Source organism: Vibrio palustris (genome assembly GCF_024346995.1).
In the GTDB taxonomy this organism is placed as follows: domain Bacteria; phylum Pseudomonadota; class Gammaproteobacteria; order Enterobacterales; family Vibrionaceae; genus Vibrio; species Vibrio palustris.
Genome location: NZ_AP024887.1, coordinates 20320 through 42275, shown reverse-complemented (window position 1 = coordinate 42275; position 21956 = coordinate 20320). Strand labels below are relative to the sequence as shown.

22 protein-coding genes are annotated in these 21956 nt (G+C 45.5%); 16 read left to right on the top strand and 6 right to left on the bottom strand.

Annotation, left to right across the window (positions count from 1 at the left end; translation table 11 throughout):
• Positions 1-6: 6 nt before the first annotated feature.
• From fmt to OCU30_RS00180, 5 genes are read left to right on the top strand one after another with little or no spacing between them, the layout of a single operon-like run.
• Positions 7-954, top strand: coding sequence for a methionyl-tRNA formyltransferase (gene fmt / locus OCU30_RS00200; RefSeq protein ID WP_077315213.1), 948 nt, complete (start codon positions 7-9; stop codon positions 952-954).
• Positions 955-1000: 46 nt separating this feature from the next.
• A complete protein-coding gene (rsmB, locus tag OCU30_RS00195; protein WP_077315214.1) occupies positions 1001-2281 on the top strand; it encodes a 16S rRNA (cytosine(967)-C(5))-methyltransferase RsmB in 1281 nt (426 codons plus the stop codon).
• Positions 2282-2338: 57 nt separating this feature from the next.
• Positions 2339-3715 (top strand): Trk system potassium transporter TrkA, encoded by a 1377-nt coding sequence (trkA, locus tag OCU30_RS00190; RefSeq protein WP_077315215.1) that lies wholly within the window; start codon positions 2339-2341, stop codon positions 3713-3715.
• A gap of 12 nt (positions 3716-3727) precedes the next feature.
• Positions 3728-5173: a TrkH family potassium uptake protein gene (locus tag OCU30_RS00185; RefSeq protein ID WP_077315216.1), complete on the top strand. Its 1446-nt coding sequence runs from the start codon at positions 3728-3730 to the stop codon at positions 5171-5173.
• Positions 5174-5187: 14 nt separating this feature from the next.
• Positions 5188-5739, top strand: a complete 552-nt coding sequence (locus OCU30_RS00180) for a DUF3157 family protein (protein WP_095532940.1) — start codon at positions 5188-5190, stop codon at positions 5737-5739.
• Positions 5740-5743: 4 nt separating this feature from the next.
• Here OCU30_RS00180 and trhA read toward each other — a convergent pair whose 3' ends face one another.
• On the bottom strand, positions 5744-6385 hold the full coding sequence (trhA, locus tag OCU30_RS00175; protein ID WP_077315217.1) for a PAQR family membrane homeostasis protein TrhA: 642 nt from the start codon (positions 6383-6385) through the stop codon (positions 5744-5746).
• Between the two features lie 80 nt (positions 6386-6465).
• On the bottom strand, positions 6466-7281 hold the full coding sequence (locus OCU30_RS00170) for a sporulation protein (protein WP_077315218.1): 816 nt from the start codon (positions 7279-7281) through the stop codon (positions 6466-6468).
• Positions 7282-7571: 290 nt separating this feature from the next.
• Between OCU30_RS00170 and OCU30_RS00165 the strand changes: the two genes are divergently transcribed.
• From OCU30_RS00165 to OCU30_RS00150, 4 genes are all read left to right on the top strand, one after another.
• A complete protein-coding gene (locus tag OCU30_RS00165) occupies positions 7572-7754 on the top strand; it encodes a hypothetical protein (protein ID WP_139343496.1) in 183 nt (60 codons plus the stop codon).
• 109 nt (positions 7755-7863) lie between these two features.
• Positions 7864-8130 carry a YihD family protein gene (locus tag OCU30_RS00160; protein WP_077315219.1) on the top strand — a complete coding sequence of 89 codons (267 nt, stop codon included), beginning with the start codon at positions 7864-7866 and terminating at the stop codon, positions 8128-8130.
• A 120-nt stretch (positions 8131-8250) separates the two neighbouring features.
• Positions 8251-9249 (top strand): serine/threonine protein kinase, encoded by a 999-nt coding sequence (locus OCU30_RS00155; RefSeq protein ID WP_077315220.1) that lies wholly within the window; start codon positions 8251-8253, stop codon positions 9247-9249.
• Between the two features lie 30 nt (positions 9250-9279).
• Positions 9280-9879, top strand: a complete 600-nt coding sequence (locus OCU30_RS00150) for a thiol:disulfide interchange protein DsbA/DsbL (protein ID WP_077315221.1) — start codon at positions 9280-9282, stop codon at positions 9877-9879.
• Between the two features lie 80 nt (positions 9880-9959).
• Here OCU30_RS00150 and OCU30_RS00145 read toward each other — a convergent pair whose 3' ends face one another.
• Entirely contained in the window at positions 9960-10841 is an 882-nt protein-coding gene (locus OCU30_RS00145; protein ID WP_077315222.1) for an acyltransferase, read from the bottom strand.
• An 84-nt stretch (positions 10842-10925) separates the two neighbouring features.
• Positions 10926-12452, bottom strand: a complete 1527-nt coding sequence (locus tag OCU30_RS00140; protein ID WP_077315223.1) for a YifB family Mg chelatase-like AAA ATPase — start codon at positions 12450-12452, stop codon at positions 10926-10928.
• A 474-nt stretch (positions 12453-12926) separates the two neighbouring features.
• Here OCU30_RS00140 and ilvG point away from each other — a divergent pair, with 474 nt between their 5' ends.
• The 6 genes from ilvG (at position 12927) to tusA (ending at position 19633) form a co-directional block, all read left to right on the top strand.
• The gene (ilvG, locus tag OCU30_RS00135) at positions 12927-14573 is read left to right on the top strand and encodes an acetolactate synthase 2 catalytic subunit (protein ID WP_077315224.1); all 1647 of its coding nucleotides are present in this window, start codon (positions 12927-12929) and stop codon (positions 14571-14573) included.
• A gap of 11 nt (positions 14574-14584) precedes the next feature.
• Entirely contained in the window at positions 14585-14869 is a 285-nt protein-coding gene (gene ilvM, locus OCU30_RS00130) for an acetolactate synthase 2 small subunit (protein WP_077315225.1), read from the top strand.
• An 11-nt stretch (positions 14870-14880) separates the two neighbouring features.
• Positions 14881-15819, top strand: a complete 939-nt coding sequence (locus OCU30_RS00125; RefSeq protein WP_077315226.1) for a branched-chain amino acid transaminase — start codon at positions 14881-14883, stop codon at positions 15817-15819.
• Between the two features lie 9 nt (positions 15820-15828).
• The gene (gene ilvD / locus OCU30_RS00120) at positions 15829-17670 is read left to right on the top strand and encodes a dihydroxy-acid dehydratase (RefSeq protein WP_077315227.1); all 1842 of its coding nucleotides are present in this window, start codon (positions 15829-15831) and stop codon (positions 17668-17670) included.
• Positions 17671-17680: 10 nt separating this feature from the next.
• A complete protein-coding gene (gene ilvA, locus OCU30_RS00115) occupies positions 17681-19213 on the top strand; it encodes a threonine ammonia-lyase, biosynthetic (protein WP_077315228.1) in 1533 nt (510 codons plus the stop codon).
• Positions 19214-19384: 171 nt separating this feature from the next.
• Entirely contained in the window at positions 19385-19633 is a 249-nt protein-coding gene (tusA, locus tag OCU30_RS00110) for a sulfurtransferase TusA (protein ID WP_077315229.1), read from the top strand.
• 57 nt (positions 19634-19690) lie between these two features.
• On the opposite strand, the gene OCU30_RS00105 is transcribed toward tusA, so the two are convergent.
• Positions 19691-19951: a hypothetical protein gene (locus OCU30_RS00105; RefSeq protein WP_077315230.1), complete on the bottom strand. Its 261-nt coding sequence runs from the start codon at positions 19949-19951 to the stop codon at positions 19691-19693.
• Between the two features lie 112 nt (positions 19952-20063).
• Positions 20064-20618 carry a TMEM165/GDT1 family protein gene (locus OCU30_RS00100; protein WP_077315231.1) on the bottom strand — a complete coding sequence of 185 codons (555 nt, stop codon included), beginning with the start codon at positions 20616-20618 and terminating at the stop codon, positions 20064-20066.
• Between the two features lie 417 nt (positions 20619-21035).
• Here OCU30_RS00100 and glyQ point away from each other — a divergent pair, with 417 nt between their 5' ends.
• Positions 21036-21953, top strand: a complete 918-nt coding sequence (gene glyQ, locus OCU30_RS00095) for a glycine--tRNA ligase subunit alpha (RefSeq protein WP_077315232.1) — start codon at positions 21036-21038, stop codon at positions 21951-21953.
• The last annotated feature ends 3 nt before the right edge of the window (positions 21954-21956 follow it).

Sequence of the window (21956 nt, the reverse complement as noted above, 5' to 3'; positions counted from 1 at the left end):
GCTACCTTGAGCCAATCATTACGTATTGTGTTTGCAGGTACTCCGGATTTCGCCGCCCGTCACTTGGCGGCGTTATTGTCTTCGGAGCACGAAGTTATTGCGGTTTATACTCAGCCTGATCGTCCTGCAGGCCGAGGGAAAAAATTAAAAGCTAGCCCAGTCAAAGAGATTGCTCTAGAGCATCACATCCCGGTATACCAACCAGAAAATTTCAAATCGGATGAAGCCAAACAAGAGTTAGCGGCGTTAGATGCTGATATCATGGTTGTCGTTGCTTATGGGCTACTGCTTCCTAAAGCGGTACTCGATATCCCCAAACTTGGCTGTATTAACGTGCACGGTTCTCTTTTACCTCGTTGGCGTGGCGCAGCTCCGATTCAGCGCTCTATTTGGGCGGGTGACCAAGAAACCGGCGTCACCATTATGCAGATGGATGTGGGATTAGATACTGGCGACATGCTAAGTGTGGCCACACTGCCGATTGAGAGCACAGACACCAGCGCCACCATGTATGAAAAACTGGCAGAGCTTGGACCGCAAGCCTTGGTTGAGTGTCTACATAGCATCGCAGTTGGTAGCGCACAGCCGATTAAGCAAGATGATGAACTCGCCAATTACGCGAAGAAACTCAGCAAAGAAGAAGCTCGCATTGATTGGCATTTAGAAGCACAAGCCATTGAGCGTTGTATTCGTGCGTTCAACCCATGGCCAATGAGCCATTTCTCGATTGAAGATAATGCGGTCAAAGTATGGCAAGCACGCGTTGAGACGACCACAAGTGATCAACCAGCAGGCACCATCCTACAAGCGGATAAAACTGGCATTTACATTGCGACTGGTCACCAGACTTTGGTTCTAGAAACACTGCAAATTCCTGGTAAACGCGCTATGGCGGTACAAGATCTTCTGAATTCCCGCGCGGCTTGGTTTGAAGTCGGCACACAATTGAATTAATCTCTCGCCCCCATTGGGTCGGTATTGTTGATAAATAGGTTTGCTAATGAATGTTCGTGCTGCGGCAGCTCAAGTTCTTTTCGAGGTCGTTGACCAAGGTTATTCTCTTTCAGTTGCGTTGCCAGCTGCACAGCAGAATATAAAACCTCGTGACCATGCACTACTGCAAGAAATTTGCTTTGGTGCGCTACGCTTTTTGCCTCGCTTGGAATCCACAGCGAATGCATTGATGGATAAACCCTTGAAAGGTAAGCAGCGCGTCTTTCATCATTTGATTTTAGTGGGTATCTATCAACTCAGTTTTATGCGTATTCCTGCCCACGCAGCAGTGGCTGAAACGGTAGAAGCCACAGGCACCTTACGGGGTCCACGCTTGCGTGGCTTGATTAATGCGGTACTGCGCAACTATCAACGCCAGCAAGAAACGCTTGATGCACAAGCTATTAGCCATGATGCAGGCCGTTATGGTCACCCAAGCTGGTTATTGTCATTGCTAAAAACAAGTTATCCGCAAAATTGGCAAAGCATTGTGGATGCAAATAATATCAAAGCGCCAATGTGGTTGCGGGTTAACCGTGCGCATCACACACGTGATCAATATCAAGCGTTGTTATTAGAGCAAGATATTGAAAGCACACCTCACTCACAAGCAGAAGATGCGCTTAAGCTTGAGCGTCCATGTGATGTCACGTCACTACCGGGCTTTGCTGAAGGCTGGGTATCCGTACAAGATGCAGCGGCGCAATTGGCATTGCATTATCTCGACCCACAAGATGGTGAGTTGATCTTGGATTGTTGTGCAGCCCCTGGCGGTAAAACTGCTCATATCCTTGAGCGCACTCATCCTAAACAAGTCGTCGCGATTGATAGTGATGAATACCGTCTTAAGCGTGTCGATGAAAACTTAGAACGACTGCAACTCGACGCGACGGTTATTTGTGGTGATGCAAGAACCCCACAAAAATGGTGGCAAGGTGAGCAATTTGACCGTATTCTACTCGATGCACCTTGCTCGGCAACCGGTGTAATTCGTCGTCACCCTGATATCAAATGGTTACGTCGTGCCAATGACATCGAAGCACTTGCTCATCTGCAAAGTGACATCCTCGATGCGATGTGGCAACAGTTAAAACCTGGCGGTACTTTGGTTTACGCGACCTGCTCTATCACTACGCAAGAAAACCGCGATCAAGTGAAAGCATTTCTACAGCGTACCAACAATGCCACCTTAGTAGGCTCAGAAACAGATAATCCTGGTCGCCAAATTCTACCAGGCGAAGAGGATATGGACGGTTTCTACTACGCCGTGCTCATCAAGCAAGCGTAATTTTTGACAACAAAGGCAGCGTTACGCTGCCTTTGTTATGAATAAAAGAGAACGAGTATGAAAATCATCATTCTTGGGGCAGGCCAAGTCGGTGGCACTCTGGCAGAAAATTTAGTCGGCGAAAATAACGACATTACTATCGTTGATAAAAGCAGCGAGCGACTGCGTGAACTGCAAGATAAATACGATTTACGAGTGGTTACCGGTCATGCAAGTCATCCGGATGTATTACGTGAAGCGGGCGCTCAAGATGCCGATATGCTCGTCGCCGTTACTAATACTGATGAAATTAATATGGCGGCTTGTCAGGTGGCATTTTCTCTTTTTAATACGCCTAACCGCGTAGCACGTATCCGTTCACCGCAATATCTTTCCGAAAAAGAAGCCTTATTTCAATCTGGCGCAGTCCCTGTCGATCACTTAATTGCACCTGAAGAACTGGTCACCCGCTATATTGGTCGATTAATTCAATATCCGGGCGCCCTACAAGTGGTAAGTTTTGCCGAAGAAAAAGTCAGTTTAGTCGCAGTCAAAGCCTACTATGGCGGCCCTTTAGTCGGCAATGCGTTATCGGCGCTGCGCGATCATATGCCACATATCGATACTCGTGTCGCCGCGATTTTCCGCCAAGGCCGACCAATCCGCCCACAAGGTACCACTGTGATTGAAGCCGATGATGAAGTGTTCTTTGTCGCGGCAAGTAACCACATCCGCTCAATTATGAGTGAGCTACAACGTCTCGAAAAACCTTATCGCCGGATCATGATTGTTGGTGGCGGCAATATCGGGGCCAGTCTTGCGAGAAAACTTGAGCAAACATATAGCGTTAAGCTTATTGAACGTAGCTATCAACGCGCCGAGCAGCTCTCCGAAGAGCTCGAAAATACCATCGTGTTCTGTGGCGATGCTGCCGATCAAGAACTCCTGACTGAAGAAAACATTGAGCAGGTCGATGTGTTCATTGCTCTGACCAATGAAGATGAAACCAATATTATGTCTGCCATGCTCGCCAAACGTATGGGTGCCAAAAAGGTCATGGTATTGATCCAGCGTGGTGCTTATGTCGATTTAGTACAAGGTGGCGTTATTGATGTGGCCATTTCACCACAGCAAGCCACCATTTCAGCGTTGCTAACCCATGTGCGCCGTGCAGATATTGTCAACGTTTCGTCGCTACGTCGTGGGGCAGCCGAGGCCATTGAAGCCGTTGCTCATGGTGATGAATCCACCTCCAAAGTGGTCGGCCGCGCGATTGGAACCATTAAGCTGCCTCCTGGTACAACCATCGGTGCAATCGTTCGTGGCGAAGAGGTACTCATTGCTCACGACAACGTGGTGATTGAGCAAGGCGATCACGTCGTCATGTTCCTCGTCAATAAAAAATATGTGCCTGATGTCGAAGCACTTTTCCAACCCAGCCCATTTTTCCTATAGGTTATTGGCGTCATGCTAAATTTGCGCCCCATATTATTTGTTCTCGGGTTAGTCTTATCTAAACTCGCGATGTTTATGTATGTGCCCGCTTTGGTGGCATTTTTTACTGGTACGGGGGGATTTCTTTCTTTCGCCCAAGCCATTGTGATTACTCATATAGCGGCTTTTGCTTTCTTAACGCTCGGCAGAACCAAAAACTTTCGCCTTAATGTGCGCGATATGTTCTTAATCACCAGTTTAGTATGGAGCATAGCCAGTGTATTCGCCGCGTTACCTTTTGTGTTTATCAACCACATCAGTTTTACCGACGCCTATTTTGAAACCATGTCAGGGATCACCACAACGGGCTCTACCGTATTAAGTGGATTAGATACCATGGCGCCAAGTATTTTACTGTGGCGTTCTTTATTGCAATGGCTAGGTGGCGTCGGATTTATCGTGATGGCGGTAGCCGTATTGCCGATGCTCAATGTCGGTGGTATGAAACTATTCCAAACCGAATCTTCAGACTGGTCAGATAAAAGCAGTCCACGAGCTAAAACGGTAGCTAAGAATATTGTTTCCGTTTATTTAGTGTTAACCGTACTGTGTATTCTTGGTTATATGGTGACAGGCATGACAGCTTTTGAAGCTATCAACCATGCATTTACCACTTTATCGACTGGGGGATATTCAACGTCTGATGGCTCAATGAACCATTTTTCTAAAGGCACGCACTGGGTCGCGATTGTATTCATGTTTTTAGGCGGGCTCCCTTTTCTCTTACTGGTCTCCTCGGTCAATAAACGTCGTCCGATGGATATTGTTCGTGATGCCCAAGTACGTGGTTTCTTTTGGTTGTTCATTATCGCCAGCCTCACCATTGCGGTGTGGCTACACCTTAATAATCACTATGCTTTCATTGATGCACTACGTGTTTCTATGTTCAACATCGTTTCAGTAGTGACCACCACTGGGTTCGGTTTAGATGATTTTACTGCTTGGGGAGCACTACCTAGTACCTTATTTATCTTTTTAATGATGAGCGGCGCTTGCTCTGGCTCTACCGCCGGCGGCATTAAAATCTTCCGTTTTCAAATCGCCATGGCGCTGCTAAAAAAACAAATGATGAATCTTATTCACCCATCTGGGGTGTTTGTACAACGCTACAACCAACGTCCCGTCAATGAAGACATCGTACGTTCTGTGGTCGCTTTCGGAATTACCTTTATTATTACCATTATTGTTATTGCGGCGACGCTTTCATCAATGGGGCTTGATCCTATCACCAGTATTTCCGGGTCGATAACTGCGGTTGCCAACGTGGGCCCAGGTATGGGAGATATTATTGGACCTACAGGTAACTTTGCGCCTTTACCAGATACGGCTAAATGGGTACTCAGCTTTGGTATGTTAATGGGCAGATTAGAAATTTTGACTATTTTAGTACTCTTTTTTCCTGCATTTTGGCGCCGATAAGAAGGATGATGTTTATGAAACCACTGATTGTGTGTTGTCTCATTGTATGGAGCGGCCTTGCATCTGCTGCACAAATTGTCACGCTGCCAGATGGTCGTCAGGTACAACTTAAGCGTGACTTCACATGGCAATACGTAACAAGTGATAATAGCCAGAATACAGACGCCCCAACAAGGCTATCGGCATCACCGGTAATCAAGCATAAAATGGTACACACCACCATTGATACCAGTAGTAACATGCCTTTATTGGAGCTGACACGCTCAGATATTGATGTCGTCTTAGGATCACCTACTTATCAAGATGGCACTTTAACCATTCCAACCGCACTGACAAATCAAAGCCAGCAATCAGTGATTAAGGTGACGCTAAAATGGCGAATTCTTGATAAACAAGCTAAATCGGTACAGTCTGGAACCCAAGTAATATGGCAATCCATTAAACGTATGGGCTCAACTTATTTACGCCCAGCCTCGTCACATGCAGGCAAGCCACTCAACATTGATGTCGCAGCAGATCAATACCACAGCATACAAGCAGAGATTAGCGACATTGAACTGCGCTAGTTATTTATAACGGCTGAATATAGAGATAAATACCAAGAAAATGGCAAACGCACCCACCTAGCACAAACCCATGCCAAATCGCATGATTGTACGGGATGCGTTTTGCTACATAGAAAATCACACCAAGAGAATAGACCACGCCCCCTAACGCCAGCAAAACCAATCCTCGCATATCAACATGCATCGCTAATTGATATACCACGATCAAGGATAGCCACCCCATAATCAAGTACGAGTACAGTGAAAACCGTTTAAAGCGATACACAAACGCCACTTTCATAATGATGCCAAGCAGCGCAATTGCCCAAATGATTCCCATAAGCCAGAAAGCTAACGGGGTACGTAAACCGACAAGTAGAAATGGCGTATAACTTCCCGCAATCAGCAAATAAATCGCACAGTGATCAAACGTTTTTAGCCAACGCTTAAGTTTGGGAGCGCCGATCGAATGATAGAGCGTTGAGGCGAGAAATAAGGCGATGATACTGCTTCCGTACACCGCAAAACTAATGAAAGTTAAACGATCGGCACCGAGGTCTTGTGCTTTCAATAACAATAACACTAAGCCAACCAATCCAAGTAAGCATCCCAGCCCATGACTCACTGCGTTCGCCACTTCTTCTTTTTGACTATAACTTTGTGACATACGTATCTCCGGTTTATCTTCCTATTCTGTCCGGCAGTATGTCACATTGAGCATACACTTGTAAGCTGAAAATAGTTCAACTAATAAGCAATCTCACTTTCACACTGTTCTAATACAGCATTCAATTGCGTCACAATATCCGAGTCAGCAAGCCCTTCGTGAAAACACAAATAATGTAAATAGCGCCCTTTCACCACTGCACTTGCTAACATATCCAACTCACCACGTTGGCGGCGATCAACATCAAACCAGAGCTTTAGATGATCTTGCTCACGATACATCAATACTGTCAGTTCTCTTAGGCAACCATGAAAAGGACCATCAACAGGAACCCACTCAAAGGTTTGCGCGTATGGCGAAATAAAGCCATCGAGCGCTTCACACTTTACTTGCCGTAAACGAAATCCGTTCGACTCTAAACTCGTTAATACCGTATCCATTAAAGACTCAGGGCGTACCGTCAAGGATTGGTATTCAATCGTCTTCTTGCCATTAGTATCCACAATAGTGATCTCAAGCCATAATTTAGCATCATCAATCGTTACCGGTGTATTCCAAGGCACCATGACATCAATGGACAAATCATGACGCTGACCCGAACCGATTTCAAAAGGCGTATTATGTTGCCACTCAAATAGCGGGGACCAACTTTCGTAACGTTTAGGCGCAATGGGCTCAAGCGCTTCATCATCAACCGGCGGTATTGCCGTTTCAGACCAATAACGACATTGTAAATTCACCTCAACTCGCTCAATACGCTGCACGTGTGCCCCGCCATAGAGGTGGATTATCATCGTGTTGTTTTGTCCTGGGAGGAGCACGTTCCCCGTGACTTCAGCATCTACTTTTGCATCACCAATACCAAGGTTAGATAATGTCTTTTTAAATAAGGACATCAGGACCTCCTACACTATGGATTTTATCCATATTACCGATAATTAACTGCCAAATTCAATTTAATCTCGCAATGTTATACTCCCTTAGTATAAATTTAATTGGTTAGATATCGACCTATTTAAAGCAAAGTGATACTCTTTATTTTAGATATGATGCATATCACATCCTAGGCAATTAATTTGGAACGGCATACGCCAGTTAGAGCGAACTGATCACACTTAAGATCAATGAACTCATGATTGTTTAGGTCATTCTTCGGCAAAGGACCGTCTAAAACTCAGGCAACACAATGCGACCAGCAACCGTCAGATTTTCTCAGCCAAACCGCAGTGCTTCACGCCGTAGAAACGGCTTTGCTTACCCAGGAGCGGCGAAGAAATCGACACCGAGAACAGCAACACCGGTAGAAAGAACGCTTTATACCAGTACCACTAGCAACGCCAAAACAACTGATGCTGTAAAAGCAGCATAAAGATAAAAAAGCGCAGTTATTCTGCGCTTTTTCTTTTTTCAGTGTTGGTGATCTCCCTTACATTTTGTTAGGTTATAGATTAAACATTACAAAGAGTGTGGGATTTATCATGGCATGTCACCGTGTTGAAGAATTACTAGAGCTACTGGAACCTGAATGGAACCGAGCATCAGAGCAAAGTTTAGTCGAATTTCTTATGACGCTAGCCAAAGAAGCGGGCTGGGAGAAACCATTTGCAGAACTGAGTGACGATGTTTTGATTTACCATTTAAAAATGCGCCACCAAGATAAAAATGCGGCGATACCCGGGTTACAAAAAGACTACGAAGACGATTTTAAAACCGCTATTTTACGTGCTCGCGGCATTATAGAGTGATCGCTACACCAAGCTAAAAGGTGATAACGTTGCTAAGCAAATAGCATGAAAACTCTGCAAGCAATATCGCATTCACCTAGGTACAATGAACCGAGTACTCATCGTATTTGGTATACACCTATGACTCAATCAGCAACGTTTCACTTTGATTCCCTTACTCCCGATTGTATGTGGAATGCCTTAGCCAGCATTGGCATTCGCCCAGAGTCTGGCTTATTACCTCTCAATAGCTACGAAAATCGCGTTTATCAATTTACCGACGAAGCACGTCAACGCTATGTAGTGAAATTTTATCGTCCCCAACGTTGGTCTAATCAACAAATTCTCGAAGAACATCAATTTTCGCAACAACTCGTTGAGCATGAGATCCCTTTAGCCGCCCCTTGTATCATCAATGGTGAGACCCTCCATCACTATGCAGGATTCCGCTTCACCGTGTTTCCGAGCGTCGGCGGGCGACAATTTGAAGTGGATAATGAATCGCAATTAGAAGGCGTCGGCCGCTTTTTGGGGCGCATACACCAAGTGGCGGGCAGCCAAACCTTTCAACATCGCCCTAGTTTGGGGCTCGAAGAATATGTTCATCAACCTAGGAAGCAGCTTGAGAACGCCAACTTTATCCCGAGTTACCTACAGAACACTTTTTTTAGCGACTTGGATACACTAATCAAAGAACTTGATGCACATTGGTCCGATGCGTTTACGCCGATTCGCTTACATGGCGATTGCCACCCAGGCAATATTTTATGGCGCGATGGCCCCATGTTTGTGGATTTAGATGATGCGCGAAATGGCCCTGCTGTACAAGATTTATGGATGTTGCTTAGTGGTGATCGCCAAGAAAAAATCATTCAGTTGGATATTATTTTAGAGGGATATCAAGAGTTTTGTGATTTTGATATGAACCAATTGAAACTAATTGAACCTTTACGTGGTCTACGGATGGTCAATTATATGGCTTGGCTTGCAAAGCGCTGGGGTGATCCCGCTTTCCCTCTCGCCTTCCCTTGGTTTAATGATGCCAAATATTGGGAGAACCAAATCCTTGCCTTTAAAGAGCAAATTGCGGCATTATCAGAACCATCATTATCATTAATACCGCAAATGCCACAATGGTAACACCGCCTGATTAACTACACGGAGTGAACAATGAAAAAACTGATTGCACTAGCTGCAACCCTACTACTGAGCTTATCGGCTCACGCAGCGCAATTTAAACAAGGGGAAAACTATAAGGTTTTAGACCAAACTCACTCAAGCCAACCCAGTGTGGTCGAGTTTTTTTCTTTTTACTGTCCGCATTGTAATGCTTTTGAACCGATAATTTCTAAACTAGATAGCCACTTGCCTGATGGCGTCAAACTGAATAAAAATCATGTTTCTTTCATGGGTGGCAACATGGGCTTTAACATGAGCAAAGCATTTAACACCATGGTTGTGCTTGGCGTGCAAGAGAAAATGATCCCGGTAATGTTTGCCCAAATTCATCAACGCCGTCAGCCCCCGAAAAATGTTGAAGCGCTTAAGCAACTGTTTGTTGACCATGGTGTCAACGGTAAGAAGTTTGATGATGCCTTCAATAGCTTTGCGGTTGATTCTATGGCACGTCGCTCTGATAAAGACTTCGATGACAAAGGCCTAACTGGTGTGCCATCCGTTGTCGTGAACAACAAGTATTTGGTTGAAATTGGCAGTATCAAATCAGAACAGCAATTCTATGATCTCGTGAACTACTTACTGAAAAAATAATGAGCCGTATACGGCTTGTAGATTAAATATCAAAAAGGGAGTCTTAGACTCCCTTTTTTGTTGCTCGGCCTAAAGTAAAGTTAGCATTTATTAATCTGCTTTAACGCTTCATCTTTATCTTGCCATACTTGACCTAACCATTGCTGAAACTGACGCTTAAAACGCTTGTCATGGAAGTAATCTCCCATCACCTGCTCATCAACAGGCAATAAACGGACACGTACTACAATACGTGTCATTTTTCCCATCAACATATCTTTAAACGGTGTAGCTCGGTTTTCAGGATACGCTAACGTGACATCGATGACTTTATCAAACTGTTCACCCATTGCCGCGAGTGTATAGGCAATACCGCCAGTTTTAGGCATTAATAAATGCTCATACGTCGCACGAGATTTCTGATGTTTTTGCGCAGTAAAACGGGTACCTTCCACATAGTTAACAACTGTGGTCGGGTGATATTGAAACTTCGCACAAGAACGGCGTGTTGTGGCTAAGTCCTGACCGCGTTTCTCGGGATGCTTTAATAGATAAGCGCGGCTATAACGGCGCATAAATGGCATATCCAATGCCCAACCTGCCATGCCAATGAAGGGCACATATAACAATTGCTGTTTTAGAAAAAACTTCGGCATAGGAATACGATCTTTAAACACGCTACATAACACGACAATATCGGTCCAACTCACATGGTTGCTAATCAGTAAGTACCACCCCTCTTTTTTAAGCTCATCTAAGCCTTCGATGTCCCAAGTGACTCGGTTCGATAAGCTGAGAATGCCCAAATTAATCGTCGCCCATAACCACATCGATTTATCTGCGGCACGTGTTGCTAACACTTTAAGTTTAGGGGTTGGTAAACATAATTTAACCACCGCCACCAGAAGCATAAACAAAGAGTTAACGGCAGTATTCACCGTAACCAGAAAAATATTTATAAATAACAAAAGATAAGTCAGCATAACGTTACAATAACCGCACAAAAAGAGCGGGGTATTATACTCACTAATCCAATTTATGAAATATCTCTTTCCATGGTCAGACAACTAGTCGATCGCCTGATCCGTCATTTGCTTTAACAACCTATCCATCGCCCGATAACCGAGCGCTTCGGCTAAATGAGCCCGCTCAATATTGGCGACACCTTGTAAGTCGGCAATTGTCCGCGCCACCTTGATAATACGATGATACGCGCGAATCGATAAACCAAGCCGATGTAAAGCGGCTTCTAAAAACTCAGCATCCGCTTTCTGTAACGAGCAGTAAGTATCAATTTCCCTGCTTTGCAATAACGCATTAACCTTACCTGAGCGCGCTAACATGACATGCCTCGCCTGCAAAACTCGTTGCTTAACCGTAGTGGTACTCTCACCACGGTCGCCTCCATGAGCCAAAGTCCCTTGTGGCAAAGCTGGAATTTCTATCGACATATCAAAACGATCTAACAAAGGACCAGATAAACGGCCTAAATAGCGCAGAACGACTTGAGGGTTCGCCCCTACCTTTTCGCCCTCATAAAAGCCACTAGGACTAGGATTGAGCGCGCCTACGAGTTGAAAACGAGCAGGAAAACGCGTTTTCCCTTGCGCCCGCGAAATAATGATCTCGCCTGACTCTAAAGGCTCACGCAAAGAGTCAAGCACCTTACGCTCAAACTCGGGCATTTCATCTAGGAATAATAACCCATTGTGAGCCAAGGATATTTCACCTGGACGAGGTATCGATCCGCCGCCCACTAATGCCGCCATAGAACTCGAGTGATGCGGAGAGCGAAATGGTCGCTGCTTCCAATTATGTTGATTAATCTCTTGATGCGTCAACGAAGCAACCGAAGCGGTCTCGATAGCTTCTTCATCGCTCATTTCGGGTAATAAATCACACAAGCGAGAAGCTAACATGGTCTTGCCTGTGCCTGGAGGTCCAATAAATAAGATATTGTGATTGCCGGCGGCAGCAATTTCTAAGGCACGTTTACCTTGTTGCTGTCCGATTATATCTTGTAAATCTCGCCCTTGCGGAGGCGGCTCTGCAATAAAAGGGGTTTGGTGTAGAGAGAGGCGATCTTGACCGCATAGCTGCGCACACACTTCGAGTAAGGTTTGTGCTGATTTATGCTTAGCCTCCGCCACCAGTGCTGCTTGATCGCCATTATGATGCGGCACAACCAAGCAGCGCTTGGCGCGTTTAACCGCCAATGCCGCGGGCAAAATACCTTTAACGGGTCTTAACTCGCCGGACAATGCAAGCTCACCAACAAATTCATACTCCTGCAATAAGCTCGCAGGAATTTGTTCCGATGCTGCAAGAATACCTAATGCGATGGGTAAATCGAACCGTCCTCCCTCTTTAGGCAAATCTGCGGGGGCTAAATTGACGGTGATACGCTTGGCTGGAAACTCAAACCCGGAATTAAGAATGGCACTTCGCACTCTATCACGAGATTCTTTGACGGTCGTCTCAGGTAATCCCACTAAGGTAAACGCCGGCATACCATTGCTGATATGTACTTCAACGGTAACAACCGGCGACTCAACGCCCACACTGGCCCGGCTATGTATGATGGCTAACCCCATGACGATTTTCCTTTAGCGAAAGAATACACTCTGTAAATACATACTTATTCAATGAACCGTAATGGTTATACATCAGGTTAAATTAAAGAAAATATGAAAAAAGAATGAGGTTTTGCTTGTCAGCATGCAGAATTTTATGATAACACTAGAGGTACAGGAATTGCTGACTAAAAAACAAACCATAAGAAAGCATAAAATGATTAAAAACGCTCACAACCTCTCTATTATTATTCGCGTCGTACTCGTGGTCATTATTGGCACCGCGCGGGGGCTCGTGAGCGCAAGGTAACGTACCGAATTTTAAAAACCCCCGCACTGAAAAGTTCGGGGGTTTTTTTATAACAAAAATAGCCAAGCTGTAACCGATCTGATTTTTCTTTAATCAGAATGAACTGGAAGAACGGGAGAAGCACATGAAGTGCAAACACAACAGATTAAATAACAACAGAACATACTGTTGCCAAGGAGGCCACAATGAAGGGAGCTGAGTTAGTTGTTGCCGCGTTAAAAGCACAAGGGATTGACACTGTTTTTGGTTATCCTGGTGGTGCGATCATGCCTATCTACGATGCACTCTACGATGGCGGAGTCGATCATATTTTATGTCGCCATGAGCAAGGAGCAGCCATTGCGGCCATAGGTAAAGCCAGAGCCAGCCAAGATGTTGCCGTATGTATGGCCACATCTGGCCCAGGGGCAACTAATTTAGTCACTGGCCTTGCGGATGCCATGCTTGATTCTGTACCTCTCGTTGCCATTACCGGCCAAGTTGCCAGCTCTCACATCGGTACTGATGCTTTCCAAGAAATGGATGTGATCGGCATGTCGCTCTCTTGTACTAAACACAGCTACTTAGTCACCGATATTAACGATCTCGCCTCTACCCTTATCGAAGCTTTTCACGTTGCGATGAGTGGCCGACCTGGTCCTGTTCTTGTTGATATACCTAAAGATATTCAACTCGCTCATACCGAAACCGATGATTTACCTAGCTTCACTCCACCAGCCATGCCCATTGCCGATATTGCCCAACTTGCTCAAGCCCAATCGATGATTGCAGCTAGCGAGCGCCCGGTGCTATATGTCGGTGGCGGAGTGCAATTAGCTAAAGCCACACACAGTGTCCGTCAGTTTCTCAATGAGAACCCTATGCCATCAGTCAGCACGCTAAAAGGCCTAGGCACCATTGATCGCCATGACCCTCATTATTTGGGGATGCTCGGGATGCACGGAACCAAAGCGGCCAACTTAATTGTGCAAGAATGCGATTTATTAATCGTGGTCGGCGCACGGTTTGATGACCGAGTCACTGGCAAATTAGATACCTTTGCCCCAGAGGCCAAAGTGATTCATATTGATATCGATGCTGCGGAATTTAATAAATTACGCCAAGCTCATGCGGCACTGCGTGGCGATATTAATGTTATCTTGCCGCAACTGGAGCTGGCACATGATATCAGTAACTGGCAACACCATAGCCAAGTATTAAGAGATGAATACAAATGGCGTTATGATCATCCAGGTGAACCTATTTACGCTCCACTGCTTTTAAAGCAATTATCAGATATGATGCCCGAGTCCACTATGGTCTCAACTGATGTTGGTCAGCACCAAATGTGGGCAGCACAGCACATCCAGCCACGCGACCCGCAGAATTTTATTTCGTCTGCTGGTTTAGGCACGATGGGATTTGGATTACCCGCCGCTATGGGCGCGGCAGTGGCTCGTCCAGACGATCAATCCGTTCTAATCTCTGGTGATGGTTCTTTTATGATGAACGTACAGGAACTTGGGACATTAAAACGCCGTCAAATCCCCGTAAAAATGGTACTGTTGAACAATCAACGTCTCGGCATGGTACGTCAATGGCAATCATTGTTCTTTGATGGCCGCCATAGCGAAACCATTCTGGATGACAACCCTGATTTTGTCATGCTCGCCAAGGCATTTGATATTCCTGGGAAAACCATCTCTAAAAAATCAGAAGTGGAACCAGCACTACGTGAGATGTTAGCAAGCAAAACCGCTTATTTACTGCATGTAGATATTGATGAAGAAGAAAATGTGTGGCCATTAGTTCCACCAGGCGCCTCAAACAGCGACATGCTAGAAAACACCTAGGAGAAGGGATTATGCAAAGATATCTAATTGACATCAAAGCGGATGACCAACCCGTTCTTCTGGAGCGAGTTCTACGCATTGTACGCCACCGAGGCTTTATTGTTCGCCAAGTTGCTGGCACACAAAACCACGCGAGTAAAATCGCGAGTGTGGAAGTTATCGTCGATAGCGATAGACCTATCACCACACTGACCAACCAAATCGAAAAACTTTGGGATGTTATGACCGTCGACGTAACCGAAATCAGCCTCGATGAACTCCCAAATAATAATTTACAACAAAGAATTAGCGCTTAAGGAAGGCAAACATGACAACGCAAACTGCAGAATACATCTGGTTCAATGGCGAAATGACATTATGGGAAAACGCGACCGTTCACGTGCTTTCTCATGCATTGCATTACGGCACATCCGTATTTGAAGGTGTACGCTGCTACAACACGCATAAAGGGCCAGCGATTTTTCGTCATCCTGAACATGCACAGCGCTTAATTAACTCCGCAAAAATCTATCGCTTCCCTATTCCATATTCTCAAGACGAGATCATGGAAGCGACACGTGAAACTCTGCGTGCGAATAAACTTGATGATGCTTACATCCGTCCACTGGCGTTTGTTGGTAATGTAGGTTTAGGTGTATGCCCACCTGAAGGTTCTGAATTAGACCTTATCATTGCCGCATTCCCGTGGGGTGCTTACCTTGGTGAAGAAGCGATGGAAAATGGCATCGATGCCATGGTTTCAAGCTGGAGCCGTATGGCTCAAAACACCATTCCTACCGCAGCAAAAGCAGGGGGTAACTACTTATCCTCACTGCTTATCGGTAGTGAAGCTCGTCGCCATGGCTATGAAGAAGGGATTTCATTAAATGTAGATGGCTATATCTCTGAAGGCTCAGGCGAAAATATCTTTGTCGTGCAAAATGGCGTGATCTACACCCCGCCACTGTCTAGTTCAATCCTGCCGGGTATCACACGTGATAGCATCATGACACTGGCACAAGACCAAGGTTATGAAGTGCGTGAATCGAATATTTCACGTGAAACCTTGTACTTAGCTGATGAAATATTTCTAACCGGTACCGCAGCTGAAATTGTACCCGTACGCAGCGTCGATCGTATTACTGTCGGTGAGGGCAAACGTGGCCCAATTACTCAAGCTATGCAAACTGCCTTCTTTGGCTTATTTGATGGCACGACCGAAGACAAATGGGGTTGGTTAGACTTTATCAACCCACAGGAAAAATAAGGGAATATTATGCCTAAGTATCGTTCAGCAACTACCACCCATGGTCGTAATATGGCTGGAGCGCGTGCCTTGTGGCGCGCGACTGGGGTTAAAGATGATGATTTTGGAAAACCAATCATCGCCGTCGTTAACTCTTTCACCCAGTTTGTCCCAGGTCACGTCCATCTAAAAGATATGGGTCAATTGGTTGCCAAACAAATTGAAGAAGCCGGCGGTATCGCCAAAGAATTTAATACCATCGCGGTGGATGACGGTATTGCGATGGGTCACGGCGGCATGCTGTATTCACTACCTTCACGTGAATTAATCGCTGACTCAGTCGAGTACATGGTAAACGCACACTGCGCCGATGCCATGGTGTGTATTTCTAACTGTGACAAAATTACTCCCGGAATGTTGATGGCATCTATGCGCCTCAACGTACCAACGATTTTTGTTTCAGGCGGCCCAATGGAAGCGGGTAAAACCAAGCTGTCTGATCAAATTATCAAATTGGATTTGGTCGATGCGATGAAACAAAGTGCCGATCCCAATATCACTGATGAGCAAAGTGAACAAGTCGAACGTTCTGCCTGCCCAACTTGTGGGTCATGTTCCGGTATGTTTACCGCTAACTCAATGAACTGTCTCACCGAAGCGCTAGGTTTAGCGCAACCCGGGAATGGCTCGATGCTCGCTACACACAAAGATCGTGAAGCGCTGTTCATTAATGCCGGTCATCGCATCGTAGAACTGACCAAGCGTTATTATGAACAAGATGACGCAACCGCTCTACCTCGCAATATCGCGTCAAAAGATGCGTTTGAAAACGCCATTGCGTTAGATATTGCCATGGGCGGTTCAACGAATACGGTACTGCACTTGCTGGCAGCGGCACAAGAAGGGGAAATCGACTTTGATATGGACGATATTGATCGCCTATCTCGCCTTATCCCGCACTTATGTAAAGTGGCACCATCAACACCTAAATATCATATGGAAGACGTGCACCGTGCTGGTGGTGTGATGGCCATTCTCGGTGAGCTACAACGAGCAGGATTGTTAGTTGAAGACACGCGCACCATTTTAGATATGTCGATGAAAGAGCAATTGGCAAAATACGACATCATGCAAACTGACTCAGAAGAAGTGAAACAGTTCTTCCGTGCTGGGCCTGCAGGTATTCGTACCACCAAAGCATTCTCGCAAGATTGTCGCTGGGACACTTTAGACGATGATCGAACTAATGGCTGTATTCGCGAACTCGACAGCGCCTTTAGTAAAGATGGTGGCCTCGCCGTGTTGCAAGGCAATATTGCACTTAATGGCTGTATCGTTAAAACCGCTGGTGTCGATGAAAGCATTCTGACCTTTACAGGCCCAGCCGTAGTATTTGAAAGCCAAGATGATGCAGTTGAGGGCATTTTAGGTGGCAAAATTAAAGCTGGCGATGTCATCATTATTCGCTATGAAGGTCCAAAAGGCGGGCCGGGCATGCAAGAAATGCTTTATCCAACCACTTACCTAAAATCGATGGGCTTAGATAAAGACTGTGCACTATTAACCGACGGACGCTTCTCTGGTGGTACTTCTGGTTTGTCTATCGGACATGCTTCTCCAGAAGCGGCGAATGGCGGTGAGATTGGCTTAGTGCAAGATGGCGATATGATCTCTATTGATATTCCTAAGCGTACTATTGACTTGAACATTTCAAGTGACGAAATGGATGCCCGCCGCGCGACACAAGACAAGTTAGGCTGGAAACCTGTATCACGTGTACGTGAGGTCTCGTTCGCTTTGAAAGCCTACGCAAGCATGGCGACCAGTGCTGACAAAGGAGCCGTTCGCGATAAAGCGAAACTTGAAGACTAAGGATGGATTCATGAGCACGGAGCAACTTAATGGCGCAGAATACCTGCGCCACATTATCAAAGCCCCAGTCTATGAAGTGGCACATGTTACGCCACTTCAAGCGATGGCACGCCTTTCAGAGCGTTTGGGTAATCATATCCAAATAAAACGAGAAGATCGCCAGCCCGTACACTCATTCAAGTTGCGTGGCGCTTATAATATGGTGTCTTCACTGTCAGCCGAGCAACAAGCCGCCGGTGTGATTACTGCCTCGGCCGGTAACCACGCCCAAGGTATGGCCTTGTCTGGTAAAAAGTTGAACATCCTCACCACTATTGTGATGCCAAAAACCACGCCAGATATTAAAGTCTCGGCGGTACGCAGTTTTGGCGGTAATGTGGTTTTGCATGGCAACAATTTCGATGAGGCAAAAGCAGAAGCAGAACGTTTAGCCCAGCAGCATAACTACACTTTTGTACCGCCGTTTGACCACCCACTGGTCATTGCCGGACAAGGTACAATTGGATTAGAGCTGCTACAACAAAATAGCCATCTCGATTATATTTTTGTGCCTGTTGGCGGTGGTGGTCTTGCCGCTGGTATCGCGGTACTGATCAAGCAACTGATGCCTGAAATCAAAGTCATTGCCGTTGAGCCTGAAGATTCGTCTTGCTTGAAAGCGGCATTAGACGCTGGAGAGCCCGTCACACTCGAACAGGTCAGCTTGTTTGCAGAAGGCGTGGCGGTGAAACGGATAGGTAACGAAACCTTCCGTCTTTGCCAAGAATATCTCGATGGTCACATCAGCGTTTCCAGTGATGAGATTTGTGCGTCGGTAAAAGATATTTTTGAAGACACGCGAGCAATCGCAGAACCTTCGGGCGCGGTTGCGTTAGCTGGCTTGAAAAAATTTGCAGCCCAACATCAACTCGCTGATAAAAATCTTGCGACTATTTTATCTGGTGCGAATACCAACTTCCACGGTTTGCGTTATGTTTCCGAGCGCTGTGAACTCGGTGAAAAACGTGAAGGTTTACTGGCGGTTACTATCCCTGAGCAACCAGGGGCGTTTTTTAACTTCTGTGAAGTGATTGGCGGCCGTGCAGTGACAGAATTTAATTATCGCTATAGTGATGATCAGCTCGCGAATATTTTTGTCGGGGTTCGCCTAATGGGAGGGCAAGAGGAGTTAGCCGGTATTATTACCGATCTCCAAGCAGCTGGTTATCCCGTGCAAGATCTTTCTGATGATGAAATGGCAAAACTGCATGTGCGTTATATGATTGGCGGTAAACCGTCTAAACCATTGCAAGAACGCCTGTATAGTTTTGAATTCCCAGAATATCCTGGAGCACTACTCAAATTTCTCACCACGTTAGGTACACATTGGAATATTAGCCTGTTTAATTACCGTAACCACGGTGCTGACTATGGGCGAGTGTTATGTGGCATTGAACTAAATGAAGATGATTTATCAAGATTTTCTAGTCATTTATCTGAGCTTGGCTACCATTATCACGATGAAACCGATAACCCATCTTATCGCTTCTTCTTGTCTAAATAGTCCATGGTGACAACCCAAAAAAGCTCACAACTGCCGTTGTGGGCTTTTTCTTTGGAGCCGTAATAAGTCCTACTCGCGATAAAATTAACCCCAGCCGAAGACCTATCATATTGAATATTTTTTCTGCCCGAGTATGATCAATCGCCTTAACGATTCCCATGTAGGTTGATCATGAATTTATCTAATCAAGCAGTAACCGTAACACTAGAAGCAGAAGGCCTACGTTGCCCTGAACCGGTAATGATGGTGAGAAAGACAATTCGCAATATGCAAGATGGTGAGACACTACTTGTGAAAGCCGATGATCCTTCCACGACACGCGATATCCCGAGCTTTTGCCGGTTTATGGATCATAAGCTTATCGACTCGCAAACTGAAAGCCTACCGTATTTATACCTTATTCAAAAAGGCATCGCTTGATAATGATAGGGGGGGATATCCGCCCTATCGTACTCTTACCGTCATCGCTCAACGCAATTATTGCTGCTCGAAATTCTCACGGTTCTCATGGCGTAATTGCTGTATCTCTTGACGCAGTGCACGAATGTCTTCATGCATTGGTATAAGATGCGACACTCGAATCCAAGCTTCAACGGTTAGTCCGGTCAAAATAAATGCCCCGACAACCATAGGCATCCACATATCTGTGAGTGTCATCCCTAAAAAAGTCAGTAAAAGCCCAACTGTAAATAAGTAGCTTTGTTTTTTTGCTGTCATTGATGTGTAACGCGTTAACATAACCTTCCCTCACCACGATACTTTACCTTGATTAAGCATAGCAGTCGTACCACTAAAGATGAGGTTATCTCACGCCTAAAAAGACATGAGATAATAACGCAATAAGTCGTGTTCAGTAGAAGGCTGAAATCACCGCTAGGCCAACAAATATTAATGCTGTGACCTTGCGAATCAATGCCAAAGGTAAGCGGTTAGCCGATAATTTACCAAGCAGCACCACAGGAACATTAGCTAACAACATACCAATAGTCGTTCCGACAATCACCCAAATCAGTTCATGACTATATTTAGCCCCGAGAATAGACGTCGCAATTTGCGTTTTATCACCGATTTCTGCAACAAAAAACGCAATAAAACTCGCAACAAAAGGACCGCGTCCCGATATCTCGTCATCTTCATCCAATTTGTCGGGAATCAAAATCCATATTGCCATACTTAAAAAGCTCGCAACGACCACCCACTTTAATACTTCTGGGGTTAAGTAATCTGCCACTACCACCCCTAACCATGCGGCTAACGCATGATTCAATAGCGTCGCCGCGAGAATAGCCAAAATAATAGGCACAGGGCGACGATAACGACTCGCCAATAGCAAAGAAAGTAATTGGGTACGATCACCAATTTCTGCCAAAGCAACAGTAGTTAAAGAGATAGCTAAAACACTCACGACATACTCATTGGGGGCAGGGATTTATTATTAATAACCATAGACAAACCTCACTCCCCACCCCTGGTTCGTGCTGTTTGTCTAAGGTCTTGCTAAACTTGATGGAAACCAAGTCTCGAACGCCACGCTATTTGACAGCGATTATGTTGACGAACGAACTGAATCACGAGATTGACTCAGCAAGCTACTCCCCAAAGACCGCGAAATAGTATCGTTCAATAAAAAAAACCACAAGCTAAAATGCGGTTAAAAGTCGCGATTAATAGATAACATCGGGTTTTATTCATGAGCATGGCTAACGCTTATTAACATCGCCCAAGAATTAAACAAGATTACCCCTACTTTGTCGTCCAAGATCTCGGTATACTTAGAGGCTATTTTATTCATTTCAAACATAAGATTCGCGCGAACCTGACTATGCAAAAATACGATATCAAAACCTTTCAGGGAATGATCCTCGCGCTGCAGGATTATTGGGCCCAACAAGGCTGCACCATTGTACAACCATTAGATATGGAAGTCGGTGCAGGTACATCTCACCCAATGACATGCTTGCGTGCGATTGGTCCTGAACCAATGGCAACCGCTTACGTTCAACCTTCTCGTCGTCCAACAGATGGTCGTTACGGCGAAAACCCGAACCGCCTACAACACTATTACCAATTCCAAGTAGTGATCAAGCCTTCACCAGACAACATTCAAGAATTGTACTTGGGCTCATTAGAAGTATTAGGTGTTGACCCACAAGTGCATGACATTCGTTTTGTGGAAGATAACTGGGAAAACCCAACATTAGGTGCTTGGGGTCTTGGCTGGGAAGTATGGCTTAATGGTATGGAGGTGACTCAGTTCACTTACTTCCAACAAGTCGGCGGTCTTGAGTGTAAACCAGTGACTGGCGAAATCACTTACGGCATTGAACGTCTAGCAATGTATATTCAAGGCGTTGATTCTGTTTATGATCTTGTGTGGACAGACGGCCCACTAGGCAAAGTAACGTACGGCGATATTTTCCATCAAAATGAAGTGGAACAATCAACGTATAACTTCGAACACGCCGATGTTGACTTCCTATTCACGTTCTTCGATCAGTGTGAAAAAGAATGTCAGCAGCTTGTCGCTTTAGACACGCCACTGCCGCTACCTGCTTACGAACGCATCCTTAAAGCAGGCCACGCGTTTAACTTGTTAGATGCACGAAAAGCGATCTCAGTCACTGAGCGCCAGCGCTATATTCTGCGTATCCGTGATCTCAGCAAATCCGTGGCAGAAGCGTATTACGCATCTCGCGAAGCGCTGGGCTTCCCAATGTGTAAAAACTCGAACCAAGCATAAGGG

Bases quoted from the DNA above. Each gene is read 5' to 3' on its own strand.
- rsmB (WP_077315214.1), top strand. From the start codon at position 1,001: ATGAATGTTCGTGCTGCGGCAGCTCAAGTTCTTTTCGAGGTCGTTGAC.
- trkA (WP_077315215.1), top strand. From the start codon at position 2,339: ATGAAAATCATCATTCTTGGGGCAGGCCAAGTCGGTGGCACTCTGGCA.
- OCU30_RS00185 (WP_077315216.1), top strand. From the start codon at position 3,728: ATGCTAAATTTGCGCCCCATATTATTTGTTCTCGGGTTAGTCTTATCT.
- OCU30_RS00180 (WP_095532940.1), top strand. From the start codon at position 5,188: ATGAAACCACTGATTGTGTGTTGTCTCATTGTATGGAGCGGCCTTGCA.
- trhA (WP_077315217.1), bottom strand. From the start codon at position 6,385: ATGTCACAAAGTTATAGTCAAAAAGAAGAAGTGGCGAACGCAGTGAGT.
- OCU30_RS00170 (WP_077315218.1), bottom strand. From the start codon at position 7,281: ATGTCCTTATTTAAAAAGACATTATCTAACCTTGGTATTGGTGATGCA.
- OCU30_RS00165 (WP_139343496.1), top strand. From the start codon at position 7,572: ATGCGACCAGCAACCGTCAGATTTTCTCAGCCAAACCGCAGTGCTTCA.
- OCU30_RS00160 (WP_077315219.1), top strand. From the start codon at position 7,864: ATGGCATGTCACCGTGTTGAAGAATTACTAGAGCTACTGGAACCTGAA.
- OCU30_RS00155 (WP_077315220.1), top strand. From the start codon at position 8,251: ATGACTCAATCAGCAACGTTTCACTTTGATTCCCTTACTCCCGATTGT.
- OCU30_RS00150 (WP_077315221.1), top strand. From the start codon at position 9,280: ATGAAAAAACTGATTGCACTAGCTGCAACCCTACTACTGAGCTTATCG.
- OCU30_RS00145 (WP_077315222.1), bottom strand. From the start codon at position 10,841: ATGCTGACTTATCTTTTGTTATTTATAAATATTTTTCTGGTTACGGTG.
- OCU30_RS00140 (WP_077315223.1), bottom strand. From the start codon at position 12,452: ATGGGGTTAGCCATCATACATAGCCGGGCCAGTGTGGGCGTTGAGTCG.
- ilvG (WP_077315224.1), top strand. From the start codon at position 12,927: ATGAAGGGAGCTGAGTTAGTTGTTGCCGCGTTAAAAGCACAAGGGATT.
- ilvM (WP_077315225.1), top strand. From the start codon at position 14,585: ATGCAAAGATATCTAATTGACATCAAAGCGGATGACCAACCCGTTCTT.
- OCU30_RS00125 (WP_077315226.1), top strand. From the start codon at position 14,881: ATGACAACGCAAACTGCAGAATACATCTGGTTCAATGGCGAAATGACA.
- ilvD (WP_077315227.1), top strand. From the start codon at position 15,829: ATGCCTAAGTATCGTTCAGCAACTACCACCCATGGTCGTAATATGGCT.
- ilvA (WP_077315228.1), top strand. From the start codon at position 17,681: ATGAGCACGGAGCAACTTAATGGCGCAGAATACCTGCGCCACATTATC.
- tusA (WP_077315229.1), top strand. From the start codon at position 19,385: ATGAATTTATCTAATCAAGCAGTAACCGTAACACTAGAAGCAGAAGGC.
- OCU30_RS00105 (WP_077315230.1), bottom strand. From the start codon at position 19,951: ATGTTAACGCGTTACACATCAATGACAGCAAAAAAACAAAGCTACTTA.
- glyQ (WP_077315232.1), top strand. From the start codon at position 21,036: ATGCAAAAATACGATATCAAAACCTTTCAGGGAATGATCCTCGCGCTG.